Origin of the sequence: Bacillus sp. SG-1 (genome assembly GCF_000181495.1) — a bacterium.
Classification (GTDB): domain Bacteria; phylum Bacillota; class Bacilli; order Bacillales; family Bacillaceae_B; genus Rossellomorea.
In genome coordinates this window covers 62,577-86,419 of sequence record NZ_ABCF01000004.1, presented here as the reverse complement: position 1 = coordinate 86,419, position 23,843 = coordinate 62,577, and the positions used below count along the sequence as shown (strand labels likewise).

Annotated in this window: 19 protein-coding genes and 1 pseudogene; 8 read left to right on the top strand and 12 right to left on the bottom strand. The window is 40.9% G+C overall.

From position 1 onward, the window contains the following. Positions 1-2 precede the first annotated feature (2 nt). The 8 genes from BSG1_RS05580 to BSG1_RS05545 all read left to right on the top strand — a co-directional run bounded on the left by BSG1_RS05580 (position 3) and on the right by BSG1_RS05545 (position 8,709). Positions 3-785, top strand: coding sequence for an HpcH/HpaI aldolase family protein (locus tag BSG1_RS05580; RefSeq protein ID WP_006835953.1), 783 nt, complete (start codon positions 3-5; stop codon positions 783-785). 27 nt (positions 786-812) lie between these two features. Further along, positions 813-1,736, top strand: coding sequence for a dihydrodipicolinate synthase family protein (locus BSG1_RS05575; RefSeq protein ID WP_006835952.1), 924 nt, complete (start codon positions 813-815; stop codon positions 1,734-1,736). A 51-nt stretch (positions 1,737-1,787) separates the two neighbouring features. Continuing rightward, a complete protein-coding gene (gucD, locus tag BSG1_RS05570; RefSeq protein ID WP_006835951.1) occupies positions 1,788-3,257 on the top strand; it encodes an alpha-ketoglutaric semialdehyde dehydrogenase GucD in 1,470 nt (489 codons plus the stop codon). Positions 3,258-3,502: 245 nt separating this feature from the next. Then, positions 3,503-4,054 (top strand): tripartite tricarboxylate transporter TctB family protein, encoded by a 552-nt coding sequence (locus BSG1_RS19730; protein WP_006835950.1) that lies wholly within the window; start codon positions 3,503-3,505, stop codon positions 4,052-4,054. A gap of 14 nt (positions 4,055-4,068) precedes the next feature. Then, entirely contained in the window at positions 4,069-5,568 is a 1,500-nt protein-coding gene (locus BSG1_RS05560) for a tripartite tricarboxylate transporter permease (RefSeq protein ID WP_006835949.1), read from the top strand. A gap of 334 nt (positions 5,569-5,902) precedes the next feature. Beyond that, positions 5,903-6,940 (top strand): tripartite tricarboxylate transporter substrate binding protein, encoded by a 1,038-nt coding sequence (locus BSG1_RS05555; protein WP_044022473.1) that lies wholly within the window; start codon positions 5,903-5,905, stop codon positions 6,938-6,940. A 133-nt stretch (positions 6,941-7,073) separates the two neighbouring features. Continuing rightward, positions 7,074-8,042 carry a hydroxyacid dehydrogenase gene (locus tag BSG1_RS05550; protein ID WP_006835947.1) on the top strand — a complete coding sequence of 323 codons (969 nt, stop codon included), beginning with the start codon at positions 7,074-7,076 and terminating at the stop codon, positions 8,040-8,042. A gap of 367 nt (positions 8,043-8,409) precedes the next feature. Next, positions 8,410-8,709, top strand: coding sequence for a hypothetical protein (locus BSG1_RS05545; protein ID WP_156791408.1), 300 nt, complete (start codon positions 8,410-8,412; stop codon positions 8,707-8,709). Positions 8,710-9,242: 533 nt separating this feature from the next. Here the strand turns inward: BSG1_RS05545 and BSG1_RS21715 are convergent. From BSG1_RS21715 to BSG1_RS05490, 12 genes and pseudogenes are all read right to left on the bottom strand, one after another. Beyond that, a pseudogene (locus BSG1_RS21715) lies at positions 9,243-9,380 on the bottom strand (DNA/RNA non-specific endonuclease); the annotation flags it as partial. A 38-nt stretch (positions 9,381-9,418) separates the two neighbouring features. Beyond that, positions 9,419-9,826 (bottom strand): tyrosine-type recombinase/integrase, encoded by a 408-nt coding sequence (locus BSG1_RS05540; RefSeq protein WP_156791407.1) that lies wholly within the window; start codon positions 9,824-9,826, stop codon positions 9,419-9,421. A 3-nt stretch (positions 9,827-9,829) separates the two neighbouring features. Beyond that, positions 9,830-10,105 carry a site-specific integrase gene (locus BSG1_RS05535; protein ID WP_044022463.1) on the bottom strand — a complete coding sequence of 92 codons (276 nt, stop codon included), beginning with the start codon at positions 10,103-10,105 and terminating at the stop codon, positions 9,830-9,832. Positions 10,106-10,497: 392 nt separating this feature from the next. Then, positions 10,498-11,007 carry a hypothetical protein gene (locus BSG1_RS05530; protein WP_006835942.1) on the bottom strand — a complete coding sequence of 170 codons (510 nt, stop codon included), beginning with the start codon at positions 11,005-11,007 and terminating at the stop codon, positions 10,498-10,500. A 183-nt stretch (positions 11,008-11,190) separates the two neighbouring features. Next, entirely contained in the window at positions 11,191-12,675 is a 1,485-nt protein-coding gene (locus BSG1_RS05525) for a BCCT family transporter (protein WP_442852152.1), read from the bottom strand. A 353-nt stretch (positions 12,676-13,028) separates the two neighbouring features. Beyond that, the gene (locus BSG1_RS05520; RefSeq protein WP_006835940.1) at positions 13,029-14,648 is read right to left on the bottom strand and encodes a long-chain fatty acid--CoA ligase; all 1,620 of its coding nucleotides are present in this window, start codon (positions 14,646-14,648) and stop codon (positions 13,029-13,031) included. A 25-nt stretch (positions 14,649-14,673) separates the two neighbouring features. Then, positions 14,674-15,798 carry a CaiB/BaiF CoA transferase family protein gene (locus BSG1_RS05515; RefSeq protein ID WP_044022461.1) on the bottom strand — a complete coding sequence of 375 codons (1,125 nt, stop codon included), beginning with the start codon at positions 15,796-15,798 and terminating at the stop codon, positions 14,674-14,676. Between the two features lie 15 nt (positions 15,799-15,813). Further along, entirely contained in the window at positions 15,814-17,388 is a 1,575-nt protein-coding gene (locus BSG1_RS05510) for a fatty acid--CoA ligase (RefSeq protein WP_006835938.1), read from the bottom strand. 81 nt (positions 17,389-17,469) lie between these two features. After that, positions 17,470-18,624, bottom strand: coding sequence for a thiolase family protein (locus BSG1_RS05505; protein WP_006835937.1), 1,155 nt, complete (start codon positions 18,622-18,624; stop codon positions 17,470-17,472). A 39-nt stretch (positions 18,625-18,663) separates the two neighbouring features. Next, complete coding sequence (locus BSG1_RS05500) at positions 18,664-19,803, bottom strand: acyl-CoA dehydrogenase family protein (RefSeq protein WP_006835936.1); 1,140 nt, start codon at positions 19,801-19,803, stop codon at positions 18,664-18,666. 54 nt (positions 19,804-19,857) lie between these two features. Further along, on the bottom strand, positions 19,858-21,381 hold the full coding sequence (locus BSG1_RS05495) for a class I adenylate-forming enzyme family protein (protein WP_006835935.1): 1,524 nt from the start codon (positions 21,379-21,381) through the stop codon (positions 19,858-19,860). Positions 21,382-21,627: 246 nt separating this feature from the next. Beyond that, positions 21,628-23,685: a sigma-54-dependent Fis family transcriptional regulator gene (locus BSG1_RS05490; protein WP_006835934.1), complete on the bottom strand. Its 2,058-nt coding sequence runs from the start codon at positions 23,683-23,685 to the stop codon at positions 21,628-21,630. Positions 23,686-23,843: the final 158 nt, after the last annotated feature.

Here is a 23,843-nt window from a genome sequence, read left to right as displayed (position 1 = left end):
TAATGTTTTATAATAAATTAAAAGATAAATTGAAAGAGAATAGCGGGAAATCTGCATTAGGAGCTTTTGTCGGATTTCCTAGTACGCAAATGGTGGAAATGGCAGCTTATAACGGATTTGACGTAGTTGTTATTGATAACGAGCATGGTTTACTTTCTCCAGAAAATGTTGAACATATGGTAATTGCAGCTGAAAATGCAGGGGTTACACCTCTAGTTCGTGTAGTATCAAGTGACGCAGCTGTTATTCTTAAGACAATGGATCGAGGAGCACACGGAGTTCATGTGCCTCAGGTTGACAGTAAAGAAGAGGCTCAAAAAGTAGTTGAGGCTGTAAAATATCCTCCTTTAGGTAAAAGAGGTGCAGCATTTTCCATGAGAGCTGCTCAATATGGAACTGTTCCAATTTACGAGTACTTAGAACATGCAAATCAACAAAGTTTAGTTTGTATACATATTGAATCTGGAAAAGCGATGGAAAATCTAGAGGATATTTTGAGTGTTGAAGGAATTGACATTGTTTATATAGGGCCAACTGACTTATCCGTTTCTATGGGATACGGTGGCCGTGTTGATCACCCAGAAGTTTTAAAGAGTATTGATAAGATTTATAAAGTTGCAAAAGAGCATGGAGTAAAAGTTGGGATTCACACGAAAAACAAAGAAGGTGCAAGACAAAGGGAAGAATGGGGAGCGGACTATGTATCCCTTACGGTAACATCCCTAATAAACCAGTCATTTAAAGATTATATTTCTGGAGTGAAAACCTTAACAATCGAAAAATAAATATTGACTAAGAGGAGAGATTTAAGCATGGATTACGCAAATTTCAGTGAAAAGTTCTCGACAATTTCAGCAATTAATATGGTGCCGTTTGAAGAAGGTACAAAAGCAATAAATTGGGGAGGATTAGAAGAGAATATTCACTTTTTAATCAAAAATGGCATGGAAGTAGTTGTTCCAAATGGAAATACTGGAGAATTTTATGCGCTTACATTAGAAGAAGCAAAAGCAGTTACGGAGAAGGTAACTCAGCTAGTTGATGGACGCGCACTCGTTGTGGCAGGAGTAGGATATGCTGTTGATACTGCAATTGAATTAGGAAAAGCAGCACAAAAAGCAGGAGCAGATTGTGTAATGATTCATCAGCCGATTCACCCATATATTACATCAGAAGGTGCAGTATCTTATTTTAAAGCAATTATCGAAGCACTTGATATTCCATCAATTGTTTACTTTAAAGACCCTAATCTAAGTGATGATGTATTGAAAGAGTTGGCTCTTTTAGACAAGCTAGTAGGTGTTAAATACGCTATCAATGATCTGCCGAGATTTACAAAGCTTGTTCGTGAAGTTCCAAAAGAACATAATGTGGCTTGGGTTTGTGGTACAGCTGAAAAATGGGCTCCATATTTTTATAATGCAGGAGCTGTAGGTTTTACTTCAGGATTAGTTAATATATACCCAGAAAAGTCGAAAGAAATGTTAACTGCATTAAAAAATGGCGATCAAGAAACTGTATGGAAGATTTGGGAAGAAGTGCTGCCATTTGAGGATTTACGTGCTAAATACAATAATGGAAATAATGTTGTTATTATTAAAGAAGCAATGGAAAAAGTTAATCTAACAGCTGGTGTAACAAGAGAACCTGTAGATCCATTAAATGAAGAGGATAAACGAGCTTTATCAGAACTATTACAAGCATGGGGCTTAACTGCAGATAAAGTTCAGGTTTAATCTTTGATTTACTATTGAATTTATAATTTATTTTTAGAAAGGAAGTTACAAATGTCCATAACTGTTGAGACAAAAACATACTTAAATTTTATAAATGGAGAATGGGTAAAAAGTTCTGGAAGTGAGATTTCAGAAAGTATTAATCCCAATGACGCAAGTGAAGTTGTAGGTAAAGTGCAAAAATCAACACGAGAAGATCTTGATAATGCGGTCCAAGCAGCAAAAAACGCTAAAACTTCATGGAGAAAGCTTCCAGGAGCAGAACGAGGTAACTTTTTGTATAAAGCCGCTGATATTCTTGATTCAAGATTAGATGAAATTGCTGAAACAATGACACGTGAAATGGGTAAAACACTTCCTGAAGCTAAAGGTGAAACTGCTCGTGGTGTTGCGCTTCTTCGTTATTATGCAGGGGAAGGAATGCGAAAAGTAGGGGATGTTATCCCATCAACTGATAAAGATGGTTTCATGTTTACAACTCGTGTACCATTAGGTGTTGTTGGTGTAATTACACCGTGGAACTTCCCTGTTGCAATTCCTATTTGGAAAATTGCTCCTGCCCTTATATATGGTAACACGGTTGTGTTTAAGCCTGCAGGCGAAGCGGTTGTGACTGCTGCGAAAGTAGTTGAGTGTCTAGTAGACGCTGGGCTTCCCAAAGGGGTCATGAATTTTGTTACTGGTTCCGGATCTGTTGTTGGTCAAGGAATTATTGATAACCTTGATATATCAGGTATCACATTTACTGGGTCGGATTCAGTAGGTAAGCAAGTAGGACAGGGAGCATTTGCTCGCGGTGCGAAGTACCAGTTAGAAATGGGAGGTAAAAACCCAGTTATTATAGCGAAAGATGCTGATCTTGATCTTGCAGTTGATGGCACTATAAGTGGTGCTTTCCGTTCTACAGGACAAAAGTGTACAGCTACGAGTCGTGTAATTGTTGAAAGTGAAGTTTATAACGAATTTAAGGAAAAGCTACTTGCAAAAGTTAAAGGAATTAAAATTGGCAATGGACTTGAAGAGGGAGTTTGGATGGGCCCATCAGCAAGCGAAGGTCAATTAGAAACGGTTTTATCGTACATTGAAAAAGGAAAAGAAGACGGTGCTAAGTTAATTCATGGTGGGAAACGATTAACAGGTAATGGTCTAGAGAAAGGATTCTTTATTGAACCTGCTGTATTTGATGGTGTGACGAATGAAATGCGAATTGCTCAAGAGGAAATTTTCGGACCAGTAATTGCCCTTATGAAAGTTAATAGCTTAGAAGAAGGTATCGAACTTGCTAACAGTGTAGAGTACGGCTTAAGTGCATCTATTTATACTACTAATATTCAAAATATGCTTGATTTTGTTAGTGACTTAGAAGCTGGCCTGGTACGCGTTAATGCCGAAAGTGCAGGCGTAGAATTGCAAGCACCATTTGGCGGTATGAAAAAATCTAGTTCACATTCACGTGAACAAGGTCAAGCAGCTCAGGAATTTTTCACATCAATTAAAACTGTATTTGTAAAAGGGAAATAAATTTAAAGTTTTAATTTATTAATATCTTTCTATAATGATAGGTTAAGCCATCTGAATAATATTCTTAGAAAAAAGGTGTTATCCAGGTGGCAATACCCTTTGGTTAGATTCAAATTTCCCCTGTTGAATTTAATAAATTTTTTAAAAATGTATAAAAAAGGATCCAAAAAATGTTATATTAGACCTAATTTCAAGTATTTTGAAAGCGTTTTCCGTTCTCGTATTTTATATAAAGGGGTGAAAAAGTGGAAAAGGCGGAATTAAAAAAAGATTTTATTGTTAGTGTTTCGTTAATAGTTATATCGATTGTGTTGTATGCCACAACCTATACTTTTAAAAGATTGACTACAAGTCAAATTGGACCACAGTTTGCTCCTAGACTTGTAACTGGGTTGATATTTGCATTAAGTGTAGTGCTTTTAACTAAAACAATAATCAATTGGAAAAAGGCTAAAATAAATCAAGCTGCTACTAATGTGGAAGTAGTAAGCGAGGAAGTACTGGATGAAGAGCTTATTCAAAAAACAGAATCTGAACAAGAGGTTCCATTATCATCAAAAAGTAAATATGTATTGTATACCCTTGGATTAATTTTAATATATATAATCGCTATGTCCCAAATCGGCTTTTTGATAAGTACATCTATTTATTTGTTTGCTCAAATTTGTTTATTTTCAGAGAAAAAGTATTGGAATATTCCTCAGTTTGCAATTCTATCTATTGTAGTTTCTGTAGTTACTTATTTTAGCTTCCGTTATGGATTTAATTTAATGCTTCCAGGAGGAATTTTAGGCTAAGTGAGGTGTAGAGAATGTTAGCAGATTTAATAACTGGTTTTTCAACAATGTTTACACCGATGACTATGGTTATAATATTTATCGGTGTGATACTAGGGTTGTTTTTTGGTTCCGTCCCGGGTCTAACAGCAACAATGGCAGTAGCTATTTGTCTCCCTATAACCTATACAATGGATCCAGCTATGGGAATGGCTTTACTTATGGGGTTATATATAGGAGGTATTTCAGGGGGACTTATCCCAGCAATATTATTAAAGATACCTGGTACTCCTTCCTCTATTGCAACCACATTTGATGGTTATCCAATGGCGCAAAAGGGAGAAGCTGGAAAAGCTTTTGGACTAGCTATTACTTTCTCGTTTTTAGGTGGATTATTAAGTATTGCCGCTTTAATATTAATTGCTCCTCCTTTAGCTGAATTTGCTTTAAGGTTTGGTCCAATTCAGTATTTTGCTATTACCTTGTTTGCCATGACTTTAATATCTAGTTTATCTGAGGGGTCAATTTTAAAGGGCCTGCTCGGAGCCTTAATAGGTATGGCGATAGCAATGGTAGGATCTGCTCCAATTGACGCTTTTCCTAGGTTTACATTTGGGTTAACAGACCTTGATGCTGGTTTTAATTTATTACCAGTTTTAATCGGACTATTCGCATTAGGTGAAATTTTAATGACCGCTGAAAAGAAGATTAATCCATCTTTATCTAAGAAAGTGAATCATAAAGTTAAAGGTTTTGGATATAAGATAACGGAGTTTGTTGGTCAATGGTGGAACTTTCTTCGTTCAAGCTTGATTGGTATCGGTATCGGGATACTACCTGGTCTAGGTGGAGGTCCAGCCAACTTGATTGCATATGCTACAGCAAAGAATCAATCTAAACACCCTGAGCAGTTTGGAAAAGGTGCACCTGATGGTGTTGTTGCTTCTGAATCAGCAAATAATGCATCTGTTGGTGGGGCTTTAATTCCCTTAATGGCTTTAGGAATTCCAGGAGATACTGTAACAGCGATGTTATTAGGTGGCTTAATGATGCACGGGTTGCAACCAGGTCCACTATTTTTTACACAGAATGTAGATATAGTATACGGAATTTTTGCGGCGTTAATTATTGCTAATATCGCAATGATCATTTTCTTATTCTCTGGAATGAGAGTATTTATAAAATTGTTAAGTATTCCAAAGCATATACTTTTTCCGATTATTATAGTTCTTTGTGTTGTAGGTGCGTTCGGTGTTAATAATCGTATTTTTGATATATTCGCATTAATCTTCTTTGGGGTTCTTGGATTTCTTTTGATTAAGTTTAAGTTTCCGATAGCACCAGTTATTTTAGGGTTTATCCTTGGGCCAATTGCGGAGCTTAGTTTGCGAAGAGGGTTAATGTTGACAAAAGGTGATTTTACACCATTTATTATTGATCCAATAGCTGCGGTATTCTGGATAATTGCTATAACTTCTATAGTTTTAAAGGTAGTTAAGAGTTTTAGAGACAATAAGGCAGAAGTCAGAGTATAAAAATAGTTACACTTTCAGTGATTTGTAAAAGAACTATTCAACAAATGATGGCTTATAGAAGATGGTGGAGTATTACTAGGATGTACAGGCTTATTTAAAAATTGCATAAAAGGCTTAATCCTTCCCTGTATAAATTAACTTGTTGGGGAACTACCCCTTCTAAAGTCTATTTTATAACTTTGATTTACTAAAAGGGGGTGTTCTTCGGAATAAGTGGAAATCAAAGTAAGTGATGTTTACTTTTGTGATTCATTATTTGGATAAAAAAATTTACAATATATTTTTTGAATCTTTCGAAAAGTCAAAAACTAAATATCCGATAGGAGGAGTAAAGATGAAAAAATCAATTAATAAAAAAGGAATTATGTGGGTATTAATTATTGCAATGACAATGTTGTTAGCAGCTTGCGGTGGTGCACAGTCATCTCAGCCTGTTAAGGAAAGTGATTCAAGTGGTAAAGAAAATGCAGAAACTAGTAAAGAAACTGCATCAAGCAGCTATCCGGATGAAACAATTAAGGTTGTCGTGCCTTTTGGAGCAGGTGGAGATACTGACATTAACTCAAGAACATTTGCAAAATATGTTGAAAAGGAACTAGGTGTATCAACAGTTGTTTCTAACGTTTCTGGTGCGGGTGGTAGTGTTGGATCTCGTCAAGTTTTAAAAGCAAAGCCTGATGGCTATACAGTTGGTGCATTCCAAGATTCAATGTTACTAAATAGTATCTTCGGTGTTGCTGATTTCAAATATGATGAGTTTGAAATCGCTGGTATTAGTGTACTTGACCAAGGTAATTCATTTTTAGTAAGTGGTGACTCAAAGTTTAAAACATGGGATGATGTTGTTGCGTATGCGAAAGAACATCCAGGTGAAGTTTCTGTAGGTACAAATGTTGGTGCTTTTACTTATATACAGTTAATGGCTTTAGCTGATGCGGCAGGTGTAGAATTTAATATTGTTGATGCAGGCGGTGGTGCAGATAAAATTACAGCATTACTTGGTGGACAAGTTGATATTATTCCAAATCCATTAGGCCTTGTTAAAGATTATATTGAATCTGGAGATATGGTCAGTTTAGGTGTTTTATCAGAAGAAAGAATAGAGCAATTCCCTAATGTTCCAACCTTTAAGGAGCAAGGTGTAGATGTAACATTTGACAAAATCTACTTCTGGGCATTCCCTCCTGGAACTCCAGATGAAGTTATTAACACATTTTCACAAGCAATGGAAAAGGCAGCAGTTAATGAAGATTACATTGCAGAAACGGAAAAACATGTTGTATCTGCAAAATATATGAACCCTGAAGAAGCTAAACAATTCTTAGCAGATGCTTATGAGAGATATCAGGGTATTTATGAAAAAACAAAGTAATAACCTTACATCTAATAATAGATTAGTAGTGTAATAGTTTAGGGCTATGCAGCAAACCTTTATTAAATAGTGCTCATAGCCCTTTTCTTATAGTTGAAAATTTGAAAATCTATTTGAATAGGGTGAAATCATAATGAATTTTAAAGTTTTAATACCACAGCCAATTGCTAAAGAAGGTATAGATTTACTTGAAAAAGAAGGTGCTGAAGTTATCATTCCTCCGGATTATAATGAGGAAACGTTGATATCTCATGTTTCAGATGTAGATGCTATTCTAATCCGAACAGCAAAATTGAGTCGAGTTGTTATCGAAAAAGCTAGTAAATTAAAAGTTATTGCTAGACATGGAATTGGGGTCGACAATATTGATTTAGAAGCTGCATCTGACCGTGGAATACTCGTGACGAACGCACCTTTTGCCAACGTAAATGCTGTTGCTGAGCATGTTCTTACTTTAATTTTGTCAGGATCACGCCAATTGATCCAAGTAGATAGTGCTTTACGCAATGGAGATTTTGAAGTTCGTAACAGGAAGTTTGGCATAGAATTAAAAGGAAAAACATTAGGTGTTGTTGGATTTGGTAACATTGGTCAATTGGTTGCCGAAAAATGCCACTATGGATTAGGGATGGATGTACTTGTATATGACCCGTATGTTCGTGAAGAAAATGTGTCATCTTATGTTCAACTGAATCAATCCCTTAGTGAAGTTCTTGCATCTTCTGATATAGTTACGATTCATGTACCATACTTACCTTCAACACACCACCTGATTAATGAGGAAGCGCTACAACAAATGAAAAAGGATGCAATCCTAGTTAATGCAGCAAGAGGCGGAATTATAGATGAAATTGCATTGGAAAAAGCATTAGGCAGCGGTGAAATTAGAGGTGCGTGCCTAGATTGTTTTGAAACAGAACCTCCAGCTGTTGATCATTCTTTATGGAATTTAGAGAATGTAATAGTTACTCCGCATCTTGCCGCTCATACTGAGGAAGCAATGATTGAAATGGCAGTTACTCCGGCGAAAGATATTATTGCGATTATGAAGGGAGAAAAACCTTTGTACCCAGTAAATGAAAAAGAAATTAAAGTTAGTTAGTTTTAAATTGATTAAAAATGGTACAGGTATTGCGGTGAATGACTGGGGTAATATTCCACTACAGATTACGAAACGATTTAACTAAACTGAGAAATTTCCCCCTTTAAAATACTTAAGTATTAAATTGTCAGTAATCTCCACCGCATTATCTGTCTTAAAGAGAGCAATATCACAAAATATTGAGTGAATAAAGTCTCTACCTGATTTTTATATGTAAAGAAGTAAGAGCCAGTTTAAAGCTAAAAGGATAAATCTATGATGATAAAGAGTTTCCTAAATGACGGACGGATTGATCTTTTTCGGGTTTTATATCTCTTGGTGCTTCTTTACAGCTATAAGAAATAATAACAAGAAGGGAAGATATTCATTGATAATAGAAGAGTTGCTTGAAAGTCAAGCAATTTATAAGTTTGGTAGGACAGTTGACTATTTTGTTATTTATGAGAAATGGATAAAGAAAGAAGTTACATTATCCAAGACATGTTTAGTAGAACATTCTGAGAATGTAAGTGAAGTTGTGAAGCTTTATAAAGGAAATGCTAAATGTGGTTCGGTTATAAAAATAACAGACTACCCAATTGGTCCGAGAGGTTTTTCTTCATTAGAAGAAGTACTCATGAGAATTAGATGCTATCCATTTGATGAAGAGGTTAAGCTTATTGTATAATCGGTTTCCCGTTAGGTTGGGGGGCTTTTTTTTACATTTAGCCGAAGGTCTTTGGAGTATGAAGTATGCAGGAAATGTTGGACCACACATTATACATGTCTAATATGTGTGGTCCTTTTAGTGTCAACAGTTTCACTTTCCTAACCTAAATATAATATTGGCTCTGTAAATGTATGGACGACCGAGATGGTGATGAACTAGTGGGTGAGTAAACATTTGATGCTTAGTACAATGAGATTATTCACTAAAAAAGTTCATCTGAAAATTTGATAAACATATTACTTAAATATATGAGAAGTACAAAAGGTATTGGACTTCTATCTAATTGAAGGGTTTAATAGGTACAATCCTATAAAGCGGTATAGTTCGTATAACATCGGTTATAAGAATTATTTGCAATGTCTACCGTGAATTGTTTACCGCGACGTAACTGTCTCACCAATGACATTCTATTAAGAAGTAACTACAATTAATACAAATAAAGAAAGTGAAAAAGAAGAAAACATCTGTTTCTACATCTGAATTGGATGCAAGGTATATTGGTAACTTGAAGGAATCTGCGTTTCCGTATCGGGATATGTGGTAATTGCTTCAAAGTCCGTTGACCCGCCTGCGTCACGAATCACTTTTTCCATATACGCCTGGTCTCCGTGCCGATTAAGCGTGCTTTCCTAAGGGGTAATTCAAGCTAAGAGTTACGCCTTAAAACTTAAGCTTGATTACACTTATTCGACGAATGGAAAAGAAATTTATGAAATGTGTTTAATACAGGCTCCAGCGGGTGAGTCTGATGCTCCAGTAAAGAAGCTTTATACTTCTTTAATAACGGAATCATCATGGAGTGAAGGGGGAGGAGGCGTTCCTTTTTCCCTTTCCCATACACCAGAATCGTTTCATTATATAAGTCAATTTGCTGCCAGGTGAGATCAATCAGTTCCTGTCGTCTCATCCCGGTGGTTCCCAGCAGCTTGAACATCGCTTCATTTCGAAGCGAGAGGGGGCGCTCATCTTGTTCCAGGGAGCGGAAGAGCTTTTGGATTTCTTCCAGGTTCATGTAAACCGGAAGCTTCGTATCCATCTTGGGTGATTGAATGCCGGCCATGAAGTCAGACGACATCATTTATTCTTTTAAGCAGAACTTCGAGAACGACTTTAAACTCGAGATACGCCGGCGAACCGACCTCGGTTTGGCATACTGCTGAAGGGTTTGCTGCTGGATAAAGCGGCGCACGAGGGAGGGATTCAGATCCTCCAATAGTGTTGACCGCTTATGATCCTTAAGAAAGCTGTGAAACAGCGTTAAATCGCTTTCATAGCTTGACAGGGTATTACTGGAATAATTTTGTTCAACCTCGAGGTAGAGCAAAAATTCATCCAATGCAGTTTGAAATTCCATGAAAAAAACCTCCAAATAATTGTTATTCGGAGGTACCAACAAATTCTATCCCGACCCAGAGAATTATTTGAACATCCCGGAGTGTTATCAGGAATGTCACCGAACGTTATACGGAAGGTATCCGAAAAATTCATTGGGAACTAGCTCAAAAATTACTTCTCAATAAGGTTTATTATAGAAAGTGTCTCATTTAGCAAAATTTTAATTTCGTCTCAATATCTAGAGAATACTATGGTTTTGAGACAAAAATAGCTATTTTAAGATTGCTTCCTATAATATATGTTATGTCTACTTGAAAAAATAAATAATCAGGAAGGCATTGTGTTACCTCCCCTTATTAATTGGTCTAATAAACAATCCGGCCCAAGCAGCTTGACTACTGTAAGTCTTAATTATTCATTCAACACATGCTGATATTTCTGTATAGCCATCCACTGCATTTCAGGTGTGGCCATAGGCACATAATCTCCATTGACAGCTTTAATCAGCTGGCCATACATCGTCTGTAACTGTATATCCTGTTTAGCCATCTTGACGTGGATGGATTTTACATTTTCATCTTTCATCATGGATGCTGAATTATAATTGTTGGTACCCATTAACTTTGCTGAAGATCTGCTTTCAAGAGCTATGTCTTTTTCCCATTCGGCTAAGTTTCCGATGTGTTCGCTTAAAGGGATTTTTGGCAAATCGACTAAATGAATTTTTTCAGTGCGGTTTGGATCAATCAACGCTAGCATAGCAGCAACATGGTGTCTAAGTGTGTTGATATGGATGCTTAATATCCTTTTAAGGCTCTCATTTTGAACCATTTGGTGATATATTTTAAGCTTATTGATGACCCCTTCATGTGCTGCTAAATGTTCGGACATCAGTCCCAGGTCAATAGCTGGTAATTTCATCTCTGTATCCCCTCCTCATATATTAAAAATATGCGGAAAGGGTTGTTTCTGCGATTTTTCTGCCTTATCTTTAACTTGAGACGGTCTCAAAACCCAAGATTACCACCCTTTTTCTTGATATATTTTAAAAAAAGCCTATCTGCTTAAAAAATCGCAGATAGGCTTTTTTCGGTTTGATATGATTTAAAGTTTCGTTCTTTCCTGCTCTACAAGCATTTCACGTGCAACTTTAGGAGCCAACCATAATGATGGCAACAATAACAATGAAACCGGAACAGCTGTCACGACAATAAAGTTTTGCAGCGTTCCGATGCTGCCCTCTCCGATGCTTAATAATACGATTGCTAGTGCACCAAAGATAAGTGCCCAGAACACACGGATCCACTTAGCCGGATTGTCGCTACCAGTGATGGCAACACCAACTGTATAAGACATAGAATCAGCGGTCGTCGCTACAAAGACGATCGTTACAATAAGGAATCCAATCGATAAGGCGTATCCAAATGGAATCTGGTTCATTATAGCGATTACAGCGGCCGGCATGCCTGATTCATTCAGAGCCGTGGATATTGAACCTGGTTTCTGAATTTCGTGGAAAATACCTGATCCCCCTACTACCGTAAACCAAAAGTTACTAACAATCGGCGCAACGACAGACAAACCGATAACGATGTCTCTTATTGTGCGTCCTCTGGAGATCCTGCTTATGAAAATGGCCATCATTGGACCATATCCCAAGAACCAGCCCCAGAAGAAAACAGTCCACCATCCGAGCCAGTCATTGTCCGCCCGATATAATGTCATGCGAAGGAAGTTTTGAATATGAAAGCTTTCTGCCCCTATAAACGCATCGATGATAAACATCGTAGGGCCGAGAATCAATATCGCAATCATTAATACAACCGTTAAGCTGACGTTAACCCGGCTTAACCACTGAATTCCCCGTTCAATCCCAGTTGCTGCTGAAATAGATGCTATGGCGACTAGCGCAAGAATCACAAAAATATTAGTTGCAAGCGTGTTAGGAACATCAAATAATGAATGCAGTCCATACCCCACCTGCAGACCCAGGAAGCCAATCGGGCCAATTGTTCCAGCAGAAACAGCAATGATTGATACCACATCTGCCAGAGTACCTAACCAGCTGTTATAGATTTTTTCACCGAAAATCGGATATAAAATCGCTCTGGGCTTTAAAGGATAACCTTTATGGTAGTGAGCATACATAAGAATTATTGTGGTAAGAGATCCGAGTATTGCCCAGGCTAAAAAGCCCCAATGCACATAGCTTTGCGCCAATGCAGGGATCACTGCGTCCGCAGGTGAAGCACCTTCTTCAGCGAATAGAGGCGGCGTGCTTAAGAAGTGGTACATAGGTTCTGCTGCGGCCCAAAATACCCCTCCGCTCGCTAATAGTGTACACAGGACCATCGCCATCCAGCGAAAATAGCCAATTTCTGGCGAATCTAATTTTCCGAGGCGGACTGTTCCTGTTTTTGAAACAGCCAACCCTAATCCAATTAAGAACGTTCCAAGAAGCAACAGCTGCCAAAACGCTCCTAAATAGGTCACTGCAAATGAAAAGGAGTCACTAATCCATGTTGCAAGCACTTCTTCATTTATTAAGGAGATCAATACAAAAAGCAGTAAAAATCCTCCACTGATAATAAATGTTTTCCAATCTGTTTTATAACTTTCTCTCTGATGTTTAATAATTACACCTTCTTATGTGATTTTTATTTTTATTGTTTCCCATATACGTCAGTTTCTATGAAAACCAAACGTCAAGTATAGGGGGATTACGGAAAGAAATCAATGAAAAAGTATGGAGTGAACTTAATTTGTATTATGTAAGCGTTTAACGAATAAAATACTTAATTTTCACAATAAAAAGACTGTCTCTTCAGTATGGAAGGACAGTCTTTAAATGTTCTTAATTCAAGGTTATTGAGTTATAGTGTGTTAATAATATCCAGCTATCTGTTGTGCAGTTATGGTTTTAAACATTACTGGCCATATTATTAGGAATTCTGCACTAAATGGTCTTTAAGTTTTTCACGGAGTGCCCGTTTCAGGAACTTCCCTACTGATGTTTTCGGAATTTCCTCCATAAAGACGACATCATCAGGAAGCCACCACTTGGCGAATTGAGGTGCCATGAAATCCAGCAAATCCTGCTTGCCTACCTTATCTTTATACTGTTCTTTTAGGACCACACAGGCAACCGGGCGTTCCTGCCACTGTGGATGCGGAACGGCCACGATGCTTGCTTCGAAAACCGCGTCATGTGCCATGAGCGCATTCTCAAGATCTACCGAGGAAATCCACTCTCCCCCGCTCTTGATCAGGTCTTTCGTGCGGTCCACCAGCTTAATGATCCCCTCTTCATCAATCGTTGCAACATCACCGGTGTACAGCCATCCATCCCGGAATGCATCCGTGGAACGTTCATCTTTATAATATTCATCAGCAATCCATGGTCCGCGCAGAAGGAGCTCACCCATTTCCTCTCCGTCCCATTTCACTTCACCATCCGCACCCACTATTTTCATATCAAGCCCTGGCACAATCAATCCCTGCTTCGAGCGGATATCAAGAACTTCTTCTTCATCCAAGTCAGTCTGATAACTCTTCAGCCTGGAAACAACTGCAAGGGGTGCCGTCTCGGTCATACCATATGCGTGTAAGAAAGGAATTTTGTATTTTGATTCAAAGGTCTTAATCATTCCTCTTGGTGCTGCCGACCCGCCGCATACGATAGACCTTAACGAGGATGTTGAATAACTGCCAGTTTCTAATTCATTCAACAGACCCAGCCATATCGTCGGTACACCGGCGGTAAATGTTACTTTTTCCTGCTCGATAAGCTCTGCAAGCAGCTTCGGGGTAAATAATGGCCCAGGCAATACTTGTGTCGATCCGAACCAGGTTGCAGCGAATGGGATTCCCCATGCATTGGCGTGGAACATTGGAACCACCGGCATGACGACATCACTTTCCGAAAGGGCGGCCGTATCAGCCAGCCCAAAAGCAAAACTGTGAAGGACAATGCCTCTGTGTGAATAGACAACGCCCTTAGGGTTTCCGGTCGTTGCAGATGTATAGCACATTCCTGCAGGGTCATTTTCATCGATATCCTTTAAAAATTCAAAATGAGGATCAGCTTCACTAAGCAGCTGTTCATAGGAATAAGCTGGTTCCAGCGTCGTTTCTGGAAGCTCTTTTTTGTCAGACATGATGATGTAGGCTTCGACAGTCTCAAACGTGTCCTTGCATTTCTCAATGAGCGGAAGCAAATCCTCGTCAACAAATAATACTTTGTCTTCTGCATGATTGATAATATAAGTAATATGTTCAGGTGATAAACGGATATTGATTGTGTGCAGGACTGCTCCCATCCCGGGTGCTGCAAAATAGGCTTCCAAATGGCGGTGATGGTTCCAGGCAAATGTACCGACTCTTTCACCTTTACCTACACCCAGTTTTTCCAGAACACTGGCGAGTCTTCTTGTACGTTCACCGATTTCCTTATAAGTTAACCGGTGAATCCCTGAAGATGTACGGGAGACTACCTGTTTTTTCGGAAAAAACTTTTCTGCTCTCTCTAATAGAGAACTTACTGTCATTGGAACATTCATCATATTGAAACTTCCCCTTCCTTTTCCTTCATTTTAGGTATTGAATAACGCCTTTTGTCTGCCAATCAAGGAGGTCTTGATCATTAGCACCAAGCCATTCGCATAGGATCTCTTTGGTCTGTGCGCCTTTTTCCGGCGGCGGTGAAGCGGCAACGCTATCCAAGTCTCCGTGCATCTTTACTCCACCATTGAAAGAAACGAAGCCCCTAACTTTATAAAGCGGATATTCAGCAATCTCCCCGGCCTCAAGAACCGGTGTAAGACAGCAGTCCACTTCCATGCCGAATGCCGCCCACTCCGACAGTGATTTGCTTTTAAACAGTTCAATCATTTCACAGTAAACCTCGTTGTTTGTATCCGGCTTTGTGAGGTGGGCAGAAAGCCATTCATCCCTTCCGAGCGCCTGACAAAAGTTGCGCCAAAATTTAGGTTCAAGCGCTGCCAGGCATACATGTTTTTGATCTTTTGTCGCATAGAGTCCATATGAAATCACAGCTCCATTCAGGACTCCGACTCCATTCTGATAACCGGTTTCTTTTTCAATGAGAACATGGTTGGTCATTAACGAAGCCATGCTCTCAGCAATTGAAAGGCAATGATAGCTTCCTTCGCCTGATAAACTTCTGGACACAAGGCCTGCAAGGATCCGTTCACTTGCGGCCAATCCCCCGACATAATCAGCGAAAGTGTGAGTAGGATGGACTGGATTCCCTATTTCGTCCTTAAGCTGGGCAAGTGCTCCGCTAAGGCTCATATAATTCAGGTCATGGCTGCCGAGCCTCGACATCTTCCCGCTATGGCCATACCCAGTAATGGAGCAGTAGATGATTCCTGGATTTATGCTGCTGACATCTTTGTATCCCAGACCGAGCCTCTCCATAACGCCAGGGCGGAAGCTTTCCATGACGGCATCAGCCTTTTTGAGCAAGCCCAGGGCGAGTTTCTGCCCCTCATTATGTTTGAGGTTGATGGTAATGCTCTTTTTCCCTCGATTATGAGCGGTGAATACCAATCCTTTCCCGGTATTTCTTGCAGGGTCTCCATCGGGTGCTTCCACTTTGATGACTTCCGCTCCCATCTCTGCAAGCCTTTGGGTGGCAAATGGACCCGGAATATAGTTAGTGAAGTCTATTATTTTAATGCCTTTCAACATCATGCAATCCCTCACTCATTTTGTTGTCTGTCCTTTAGCGGCTAACTCCTCCATTTTCTTACGCAGCAAGAACTTTTGTATTTTCCCGCTTGCATTTCGAGGGAGTTCGTCAACGAAAAGATAGTTCCTTGGACGTTTATAATTTGCCAGGCTGGCACTATTTCTGCACCATTCATCGAGTGCATCATCTGTCAGCAGCGGATCTTTCTTCACAACAAAGGCTGTAACACTTTCACCCCAGTGATTGTCAGGCTGGCCTACAATCGCGACATCGAGGACTCCATCGTGTGCATGAAGTACATCCTCGACCTCTCTGGGATAAATATTCTCTCCCCCGCTGATGATCATATCGTCCACTCGATCCTTGACCCAAAGGAATCCTTCCTCATCCAAGTAGCCTATATCACCTGAATGGTACCAGCCTTTATGCATTGCTTCTTCGGATGCCTCATTGCGATTGAAATAGCCTGACATCATACACGGGCCCTGTACAATGATTTCCCCGCTTTCTCCATTAGAAAGGATATCTTCAGGGTCAGAGGGTCCATCTTCATTCGGTTTGACGATCCTAATCTCATGGTTAAGGCATGCCTTGCCGGCAGCACCTGCCTTTGTAAGCTGATCTTCCTCCGATAAGAAAGTGATGGCCGGCCCCATTTCTGTCATTCCATACGCCTGCACTAATCCAATACCTAGCATTTCATGGCATGCATGGACAAGCGATGGTGCCATTGGTGCCCCGCCGTATAGGCCCAACTGCAAGCTTTGAAGATTGTAGTCTGCCAGGTTTTCCTGCAAAAGCATATTCCACATCGTTGGTGCTGCGAAGAACTTCGTAATTTTTTCTGAATCGATTAATTCCAGTACTTTTTTTGGTGCAAATTGGTGAAGTAGAACGTTTGTTCCTCCGGCGTGAATCCTCGGAAGAAAGGCACAATGTAGTTCTGCACAGTGAAACATCGGGGCAGCCACCAGGCCGACGTCTTTTTCGTTCAACTTAGTCGCTGCGATGACGATCAGGCTCTGTTCTGCCATATCCCTATGCGTATGCATGACACCTTTTGGCCTGCCGGTTGTCCCGCTTGTGTACATTATCGCGTAGAGATCATCCTCACCAACTTCAACTTTCACCTCTTCTGATTTTGAAGCTTGGACTTTTTCATGGTAGCAAGCGGCATAATCAGGTGTTTCCTTATCAATGAACCAGAAGGCTGTGTGAGGGAATCGGTTTTCAATCGAGGCAATGACCGGTTCCACTGCCTTTTCAAAAAGAACAACTTTTGGGGCAGCATCGTTAAGTATAAAAGCAACATCTTCACCCATCAGGCGGAAATTAATAGGGTTGAACACCGCTCCGATTTTTGCACAAGCAAAGAAAGTTGTTCCTAATTCCTCAGTATTGAACAGGAAGGCGGTTACCCTATCTCCCTTTTTAACACCTTCCTGCATTAGTGCATTTGCAAGGCGATTTACTTCCTCATTCCATTCGCGATAAGTGAAACGGACATTTTTCCGGACGTCATACAAGGCTTCCTTGTCCGGGAATTTTCTTACGGTCATGTCAAAAATCCTGCCGATTGTTGTGCTCATATTTACCCCTCCCGATAAAATCTTCTTACTATATCTGTGCGGGCTTTTCTCATTAGTAAGACGGTTCTTTAGTGACATTATTTAATCCAGTCTTTCAATAATCGTTGCATTCGCCATTCCGTGGCCTTCACACATCGTCTGCAGTCCAAAGCGGCCGCCAGTCCTTTCCAGTTCATGCATCATGGTGATCATTAAGCGTGCTCCGCTGGCACCGAGTGGATGGCCAAGTGAGATTGCTCCCCCATTCGGATTGAGATTTGCCGGGTCTGCGCCTGTTTCTTTGAGCCAAGCCATCGGGACAGGTGCAAAGGCTTCATTGACTTCGAATATATCAATCTCTTCAATCTTCAATCCTGATTTCTGCAAAACTTTTTCCGTTGCTGGAATAGGTCCCGTCAGCATCAAGGTAGGATCTGATCCGACAACCACTCTTGTATGCACTTTGAAGCGAGGTTTCAAGCCCAGCTCTTCTGCTTTTTCACGGCTCATCAACAGAAGGGAAGCTGCACCGTCACTGATTTGGCTAGAGTTTCCTGCATGGATGACTCCGTCTTCTTTAAAGACTGTCTTTAAGCCGGAAAGCGTTTCTGCCGTAGTGCCCTCCCTTGGTCCAGAGTCCTCAGTTACGAATGCCTTTTCTCCATCTTCAAGAGTAATCTCCACAGGCATGATTTCACGTTTGAAGTATCCTTCAGCCTGAGCGCTGAGTGCACGTCGATGACTTTCTGCCGAATATTCATCCAGTTCTGTACGGGTGAAGCCATATTTTTCGGCTATCCTCTCGGCAGATAGTCCTTGATGAATAATCTCATAACGTTCTTTCAATTTCGGGCTGAATGGAATGGCATCCTGATAGTTCGATCCCATCGGAACTCTGGTCATATTCTCGACTCCTCCGGCAATCACGACATCCATGTCTCCAGCCAGAATCGCCTGTGCTGCGAAATGGACAGCCTGCTGGCTCGAACCGCACTGACGGTCAATCGTTGTTCCAGGGACTTCAATCGGAAAGCCTGCAATCAAAGCAGCCACCCTGGCGATATCACCGGCCTGTTCTCCAGCCTGGGTCACACATCCTAGAATGACATCCTCGATTAGTTTCGATTCAATACCGGCCCGTTTGACCACTTCCTGCAGAACAAGGGCGGCCAGGTCATCCGGACGTATATCTTTTAGTTGTCCTTTTCTTCTGCCGACCGGTGTCCTCACACCTTCAACAATTACTACTTCACGCATATCCTTCTTCCTTTCTGCAATGGAGTTTCAGGTTTCTATCTATAAACCTAAGTTCTTGGCGATGATCGTCTTCATGATTTCATTTGTACCTGCGTAAATGCTGGCAACAGGAATATCACGGAACCTCCTGGCAATCTCGTATTCTTCCATATATCCGTAGCCCCCATGAAGCTGCATGCATTCCGCTGCAATTTTCTTGGCGGTATCTGTCATTTTCCACTTTGCCATGGATACCTTTGTGACGATGTTTTCACCCTCTATATGTTCGGCAATCAACTGATCAAGGAAGGCCCTGGTCATCTCGATCTCTGTAGCCATTTCTGCTATCTTGAACTGCGTGTTCTGAAATTTGCTCACTGGCTTTCCAAACGCATCACGGCTTTTCACATAGTCGATGGTCTGTTTCAGCATCACTTCTGACGCAGCTTGGGCGGCTATAGCGACCAGGAGGCGTTCCTGCTGAAGTTTTTCCATGAGGTAGATGAACCCTTTGCCTTCTTCGCCAAGCAAGTTCTCCTTTGGTACCACGCAATCTTCAAAAATAAGTTCAGCTGTATCCTGCGAATGCAGGCCTACCTTGTTGAGTTTTCTTCCTCTCGAAAAACCAGTCATATCACGTTCAACGACCAGCAGGCTGACCCCTTTATGCTTCGCTTTCGGGTCCGTTTTGCAAGCAACAACAATGAGGTCAGAATGGATGCCGTTTGTAATGAATGTCTTTTGGCCGTTTAAGATATAGTGGTTACCCTTGAGGACAGCTGTTGTCTTAATGTTTGCCAGGTCTGAACCTGTGCCGGGTTCTGTCATTGCAATGGCAGTGATGAACTCTCCAGTCGTACATTTTGGAAGCCAACGTTTTTTCTGTTCTTCCGTCCCGTAAGAGGTGATATAGGGTACGACGATATCATTATGAAGACCGATTCCGACAAGGCCGGAACCCACTCTCTCAATCTCTTCGTTAATTATGACCGAAAAGCCCCAATCCACTTCACTTCCCCCATATTGTTCATCAATATCGGGGCACAGATAGCCCTGATCGCCCATTTTCGTCCAAAATGAACGCGGGATCATCCGTTCTTCTTCCCACTGGTCATAAAATGGATAGGCTTCCTTCTCCAAAAACTTCCTTAAGGACTTTCGAAAGATTTCATGATCGTCCGTTAAATAGGGGTGTCTCATTTATTACCTCTCCTCTATGAAAATCCCATTATGTCTGACTCTATTAATACAGTTCTACTGCTTCACGCCATTCAACGATTGACGCAATTGATATTTAAGTATTTTTCCGGAAGCGTTTCTTGGGAGGGCTTCTTCAATGAACATCCTCCTTGGAATCTTATAACCTGCCAGTTTTTGCCGACAGAAACTTTTCAATTCGTCTTCATTGATTTCAGCACCCTGTTTCGGTACGATGACCGCGCAAACCGCTTCTCCCCAGGTTTCATCAGGGAGCCCGATAATCGCTGCTTCCAGTACGGCGGGGTGCTCATAAAGCACATCCTCTACTTCGATTGAATATACATTCTCTCCACCAGAAATAATCATGTCTTTCTTCCGGTCTACGAGGGTGATGTATCCTTCTTCATCAATCGTCGCCAAATCACCTGTATACAACCATCCATCCTTAATAGTCTTCGCGGTTTCTTCAGGCTTCCGGTAGTATTCTTTCATGATTGATTCACCTTTGATGATGAATTCGCCGACAGCTCCAGGCTCGATATCCTTGCCTTCTTCATTGACCACTCTCGCTTCAGTCAGAAAAGCCGCTTTCCCGCCCTTTCCAAAATGCGTCTTGTGACCTTGCGGGTCGAGCAGGATTCCTCCAGGTCCCGCTTCAGTGAGACCGCATAGGTTATAAAACTGGTCTGTCTTGAATAGTTCCATGCTTCTGCGGACGACCTCGGGAGCCATTGGTGCAGCCCCGTATCCGCACCTTTTGATTGAAGAAAGATCATAATCGGCTGCGTTTGGCACTTGCAGCAGGAAGTTGTACATGGCTGGAACACCAAAGAAGTGGGTGATTTTATTCTCCTGTATGGCTTGCAGGGACGTGACCGGATGAAAATCACGGTGAATGATGTGTGTGGCTCCAAGTACTACCCCTGAAATTAGGAACAGGTTAAGCTGTGCTGAATGAAACAGCGGTGCAATGTGAAGGAAGCGCTCCTCCTCGTTGATTCCCATGCTGATCATCATTGTAAGACCAACATTAAAGACCCGTTTGTGGTCAAACAGTGCTCCTTTAGGTCTACCTGTTGTACCGGATGTATATAAAATTTCCAAATCATCATCATCATTGACTTCAACGGACGGCTCCGCTGTATTATCAGCCATCACTCTTTCGAATGTATGATGACCGACTACTTTTGGAGTGCCCGTAGTAATAACATGCAGGACTCCCGTTCCTTCTCTTGCAGATGTGACAACCTCCTCGAATTCCTCGTCGCAAATAACGACGACCGATTGAGACTGATCGAGAATATAATGGACCTCTGTTGCCGTCAGACGAAAATTCACCGGCACAATCACCGCACCTATTTTGGCGCCAGCAAAGAATGAGAGTACAAACTGATCAGAGTTCTTCATCATCAAAGCGATTTTTTCACCCTTGTGAACCCCTAGGTTGAGAAGGCCGTGTGCCAATTTATTTACTTCCTCATTAAACTGCTTGTACGTATAAGTCTTCCCATTGCACTCAATTGCAAGTTTTTCCGGCTTTTTTCTCGCGTTTTGTGCCAGATAAGATCCGATATCCATATTCCTTTTCCCCCTTTAAAATATATGCTGTAAATGCTTTCAACTTTATATATGCAATTATTGTGCCAACTTTCAGAAAATATAAAAGTGCGTTGTGATAACACTGTATGGTGTAATACAAAGTGAAGGTGTCCAGAAATAGGACACCTTCGTTTGGACAGTATACTTATGTACGAATGGATTGATACTCATTGATATCGCTTTTTTACTAACTCCGTTCAGACTGGTACCTTTAACCTGTGAAAATCAACTTCCCTTTGCTGATAACTCATATTTTTTGAGTTTTTCATATAATCCTGAGCGGCTTATCCCAAGGAGCCGGGCGGCCTGAGCTTTGTTGCCGTTTGCCTGGGTCAACGCCTTTCTGATCGCCTCTAGCTCAGCATCCTCTGCAAGACCGTTTTTTTCCTTCTTAGGTATTGTAAGTTGGTCGATCAGATAATCCGGCAGATCTTCTACCTGTATGTTCCCATGCTCTGCAAAGGTCATCGCCCGTTCAAGAATGTTTTTGAGTTCCCGTACATTGCCAGGCCAATTATATTGCAGCAATGATTCTTTCGCTTTGGGGGATATACCGGTAATACTTGTGCCAAGCATGGAATTTAGTTCAATCATCAATTGACTGGTTAGATATTCAACATCATGTATCCGTTCCCTTAATGGAGGAATCTTCAAGGAGATGACATTCAATCTATAATATAAATCTTCCCGAAATTCGCCTTCCTTCACCATCTTTTCCAGATCCCGATTGGTGGCAGCGATGATACGAACATCGACCTTAATCCGTGAGTTCCCCCCGACCCGGTAAAACTCTCTCTCCTGCAGAACCCTTAATAACTTCGCCTGAAGAGCAACCGACATATCGCCTATCTCATCTAGGAAAAGTGTCCCGCCATTGGCAAGGTCGAACTTTCCTACTTTGCCACGTTGCTTCGCGCCGGTAAAAGCTCCTTCATCATAACCGAAGAACTCCGATTCTAGTAAATCTTCAGGAATGGCTGCGCAATTGACAATGACAAACTTCCCGTCGCTTCTTGCACTGCTGTTATGGATGGCATGTGCAAACAATTCCTTGCCAGTTCCGCTTTCCCCCCTGATCAACACAGTCGATCTGCCTTTAGCTGCTTTTGCCGCACTTTTCTTTAACTTGTCCATATAAGGATGTTTGCTTAAAATATGATCCCAGGTAAATCTTGCTGTTTCGGATTTTTGCAGCTGCTGGTGATAAAAACTCGCTTTGCTTTCAGCTTTTTGCAGTCTCTTGAAAAGTGCACTTACCTCATTCAGCTGGCGGAACATTACCTTACCAATTGCCCCGATCACTTTTCCCTCCTTTTTGATCGGAATTCTATGGACAATGTATTTGATGCCATTCCTTTCATGCAGATCGCTGACTTCGGCAGCTTCCGTTTTAAAGACTTGGTCAAGCTTTAACTGAGGCATTACAATATCTACTTTCTTATGTAATACGTCTTTTTTATCCAGGTTGAAAAGTTCAAGCAGCGGCGGACTGACCATCTTGATGACATTGTGTTCATCAGTCATCAAGATTCCATCATAGGCATGGTCTAATGCCGTTTCGATCGTTAATTTCAATTTCTTTATTGTTTGCAGTTCCTCCGCCATCTTTTCAATTTCAGAGATATCTTGGAATAAAATGATTTTGCCTTGCTTATGTGTAACAGTTTCGTAGGCTGACATATGTAAGATCGATTTATATTCTTCAGAGTGGTAAGGTCCATGGGTCTCCATTGGCAAGCTTGGGAATGTTTCATTAAGGTCTTTAGAATAGATGGAATTGATCGGATGGCCGGTGATCTTAGAGAACGAGGCATTAGCATAGATGACACGTAAATGCTCATCCGTCATCAGCACACCGATATTGGAATGTGTTAGGATTGTTTCCAACTGATCTTTCAGTGTACTGGCCGATTTCAACAGAGTCATAACCATCTCTGTTTTCGTCAGTAATCCGATCACTTTGCCATGTTCATCCAAAACCACCCCTGTACCAGCCTTACTAGTCTTTACGATTTGTTCTATTTCATGATAGGGCGTATCGATCCTGATTGTTTGTGTTTCCTTTTTGATATAGGATTTGATTGGTGTGTCCAATGGAGTTGACTCTAGGATCATTTGGAAAAGGCCGCTTCGGGTAAAAATCCCCTGGAGATCTCCTTGGTTATCGGTAACAGGCAGCAGATTCCATTTTTTCTGTTTTATGATTTCCACTGCTTCTTTAAGTGTTGTTTCTTCTGTAACCATGCAGTCAACAGGAGTAACGATATCCTGAAAGTGAATCATCTCAATCCCCCCTTAAGTTTCTTACATATTATTTAAAAGAATTGTTAATGTTTGAACTTTAAGTCGGCTTCCTTGGTGGGTTTGACTATGATGTCCTCGCTCCAACATGGAAGGACCGTAAGTGAAAGTTAGTAGAAAATAGTCTTTGGTGAAATCAG

Bases quoted from the DNA above. Each gene is read 5' to 3' on its own strand.
- BSG1_RS05535 (WP_044022463.1), bottom strand. From the start codon at position 10,105: ATGGAATTTCAAACTGCATTGGATGAATTTTTGCTCTACCTCGAGGTT.
- BSG1_RS05575 (WP_006835952.1), top strand. From the start codon at position 813: ATGGATTACGCAAATTTCAGTGAAAAGTTCTCGACAATTTCAGCAATT.
- BSG1_RS05540 (WP_156791407.1), bottom strand. From the start codon at position 9,826: ATGTCGTCTGACTTCATGGCCGGCATTCAATCACCCAAGATGGATACG.
- BSG1_RS05520 (WP_006835940.1), bottom strand. From the start codon at position 14,648: ATGATGAATGTTCCAATGACAGTAAGTTCTCTATTAGAGAGAGCAGAA.
- BSG1_RS05500 (WP_006835936.1), bottom strand. From the start codon at position 19,803: ATGAGACACCCCTATTTAACGGACGATCATGAAATCTTTCGAAAGTCC.
- BSG1_RS05505 (WP_006835937.1), bottom strand. From the start codon at position 18,624: ATGCGTGAAGTAGTAATTGTTGAAGGTGTGAGGACACCGGTCGGCAGA.
- BSG1_RS05530 (WP_006835942.1), bottom strand. From the start codon at position 11,007: ATGAAATTACCAGCTATTGACCTGGGACTGATGTCCGAACATTTAGCA.
- BSG1_RS05490 (WP_006835934.1), bottom strand. From the start codon at position 23,685: ATGATTCACTTTCAGGATATCGTTACTCCTGTTGACTGCATGGTTACA.
- BSG1_RS05515 (WP_044022461.1), bottom strand. From the start codon at position 15,798: ATGTTGAAAGGCATTAAAATAATAGACTTCACTAACTATATTCCGGGT.
- BSG1_RS05560 (WP_006835949.1), top strand. From the start codon at position 4,069: ATGTTAGCAGATTTAATAACTGGTTTTTCAACAATGTTTACACCGATG.
- BSG1_RS05510 (WP_006835938.1), bottom strand. From the start codon at position 17,388: ATGAGCACAACAATCGGCAGGATTTTTGACATGACCGTAAGAAAATTC.
- BSG1_RS05495 (WP_006835935.1), bottom strand. From the start codon at position 21,381: ATGGATATCGGATCTTATCTGGCACAAAACGCGAGAAAAAAGCCGGAA.
- BSG1_RS05580 (WP_006835953.1), top strand. From the start codon at position 3: ATGTTTTATAATAAATTAAAAGATAAATTGAAAGAGAATAGCGGGAAA.
- gucD (WP_006835951.1), top strand. From the start codon at position 1,788: ATGTCCATAACTGTTGAGACAAAAACATACTTAAATTTTATAAATGGA.
- BSG1_RS05555 (WP_044022473.1), top strand. From the start codon at position 5,903: ATGAAAAAATCAATTAATAAAAAAGGAATTATGTGGGTATTAATTATT.
- BSG1_RS05550 (WP_006835947.1), top strand. From the start codon at position 7,074: ATGAATTTTAAAGTTTTAATACCACAGCCAATTGCTAAAGAAGGTATA.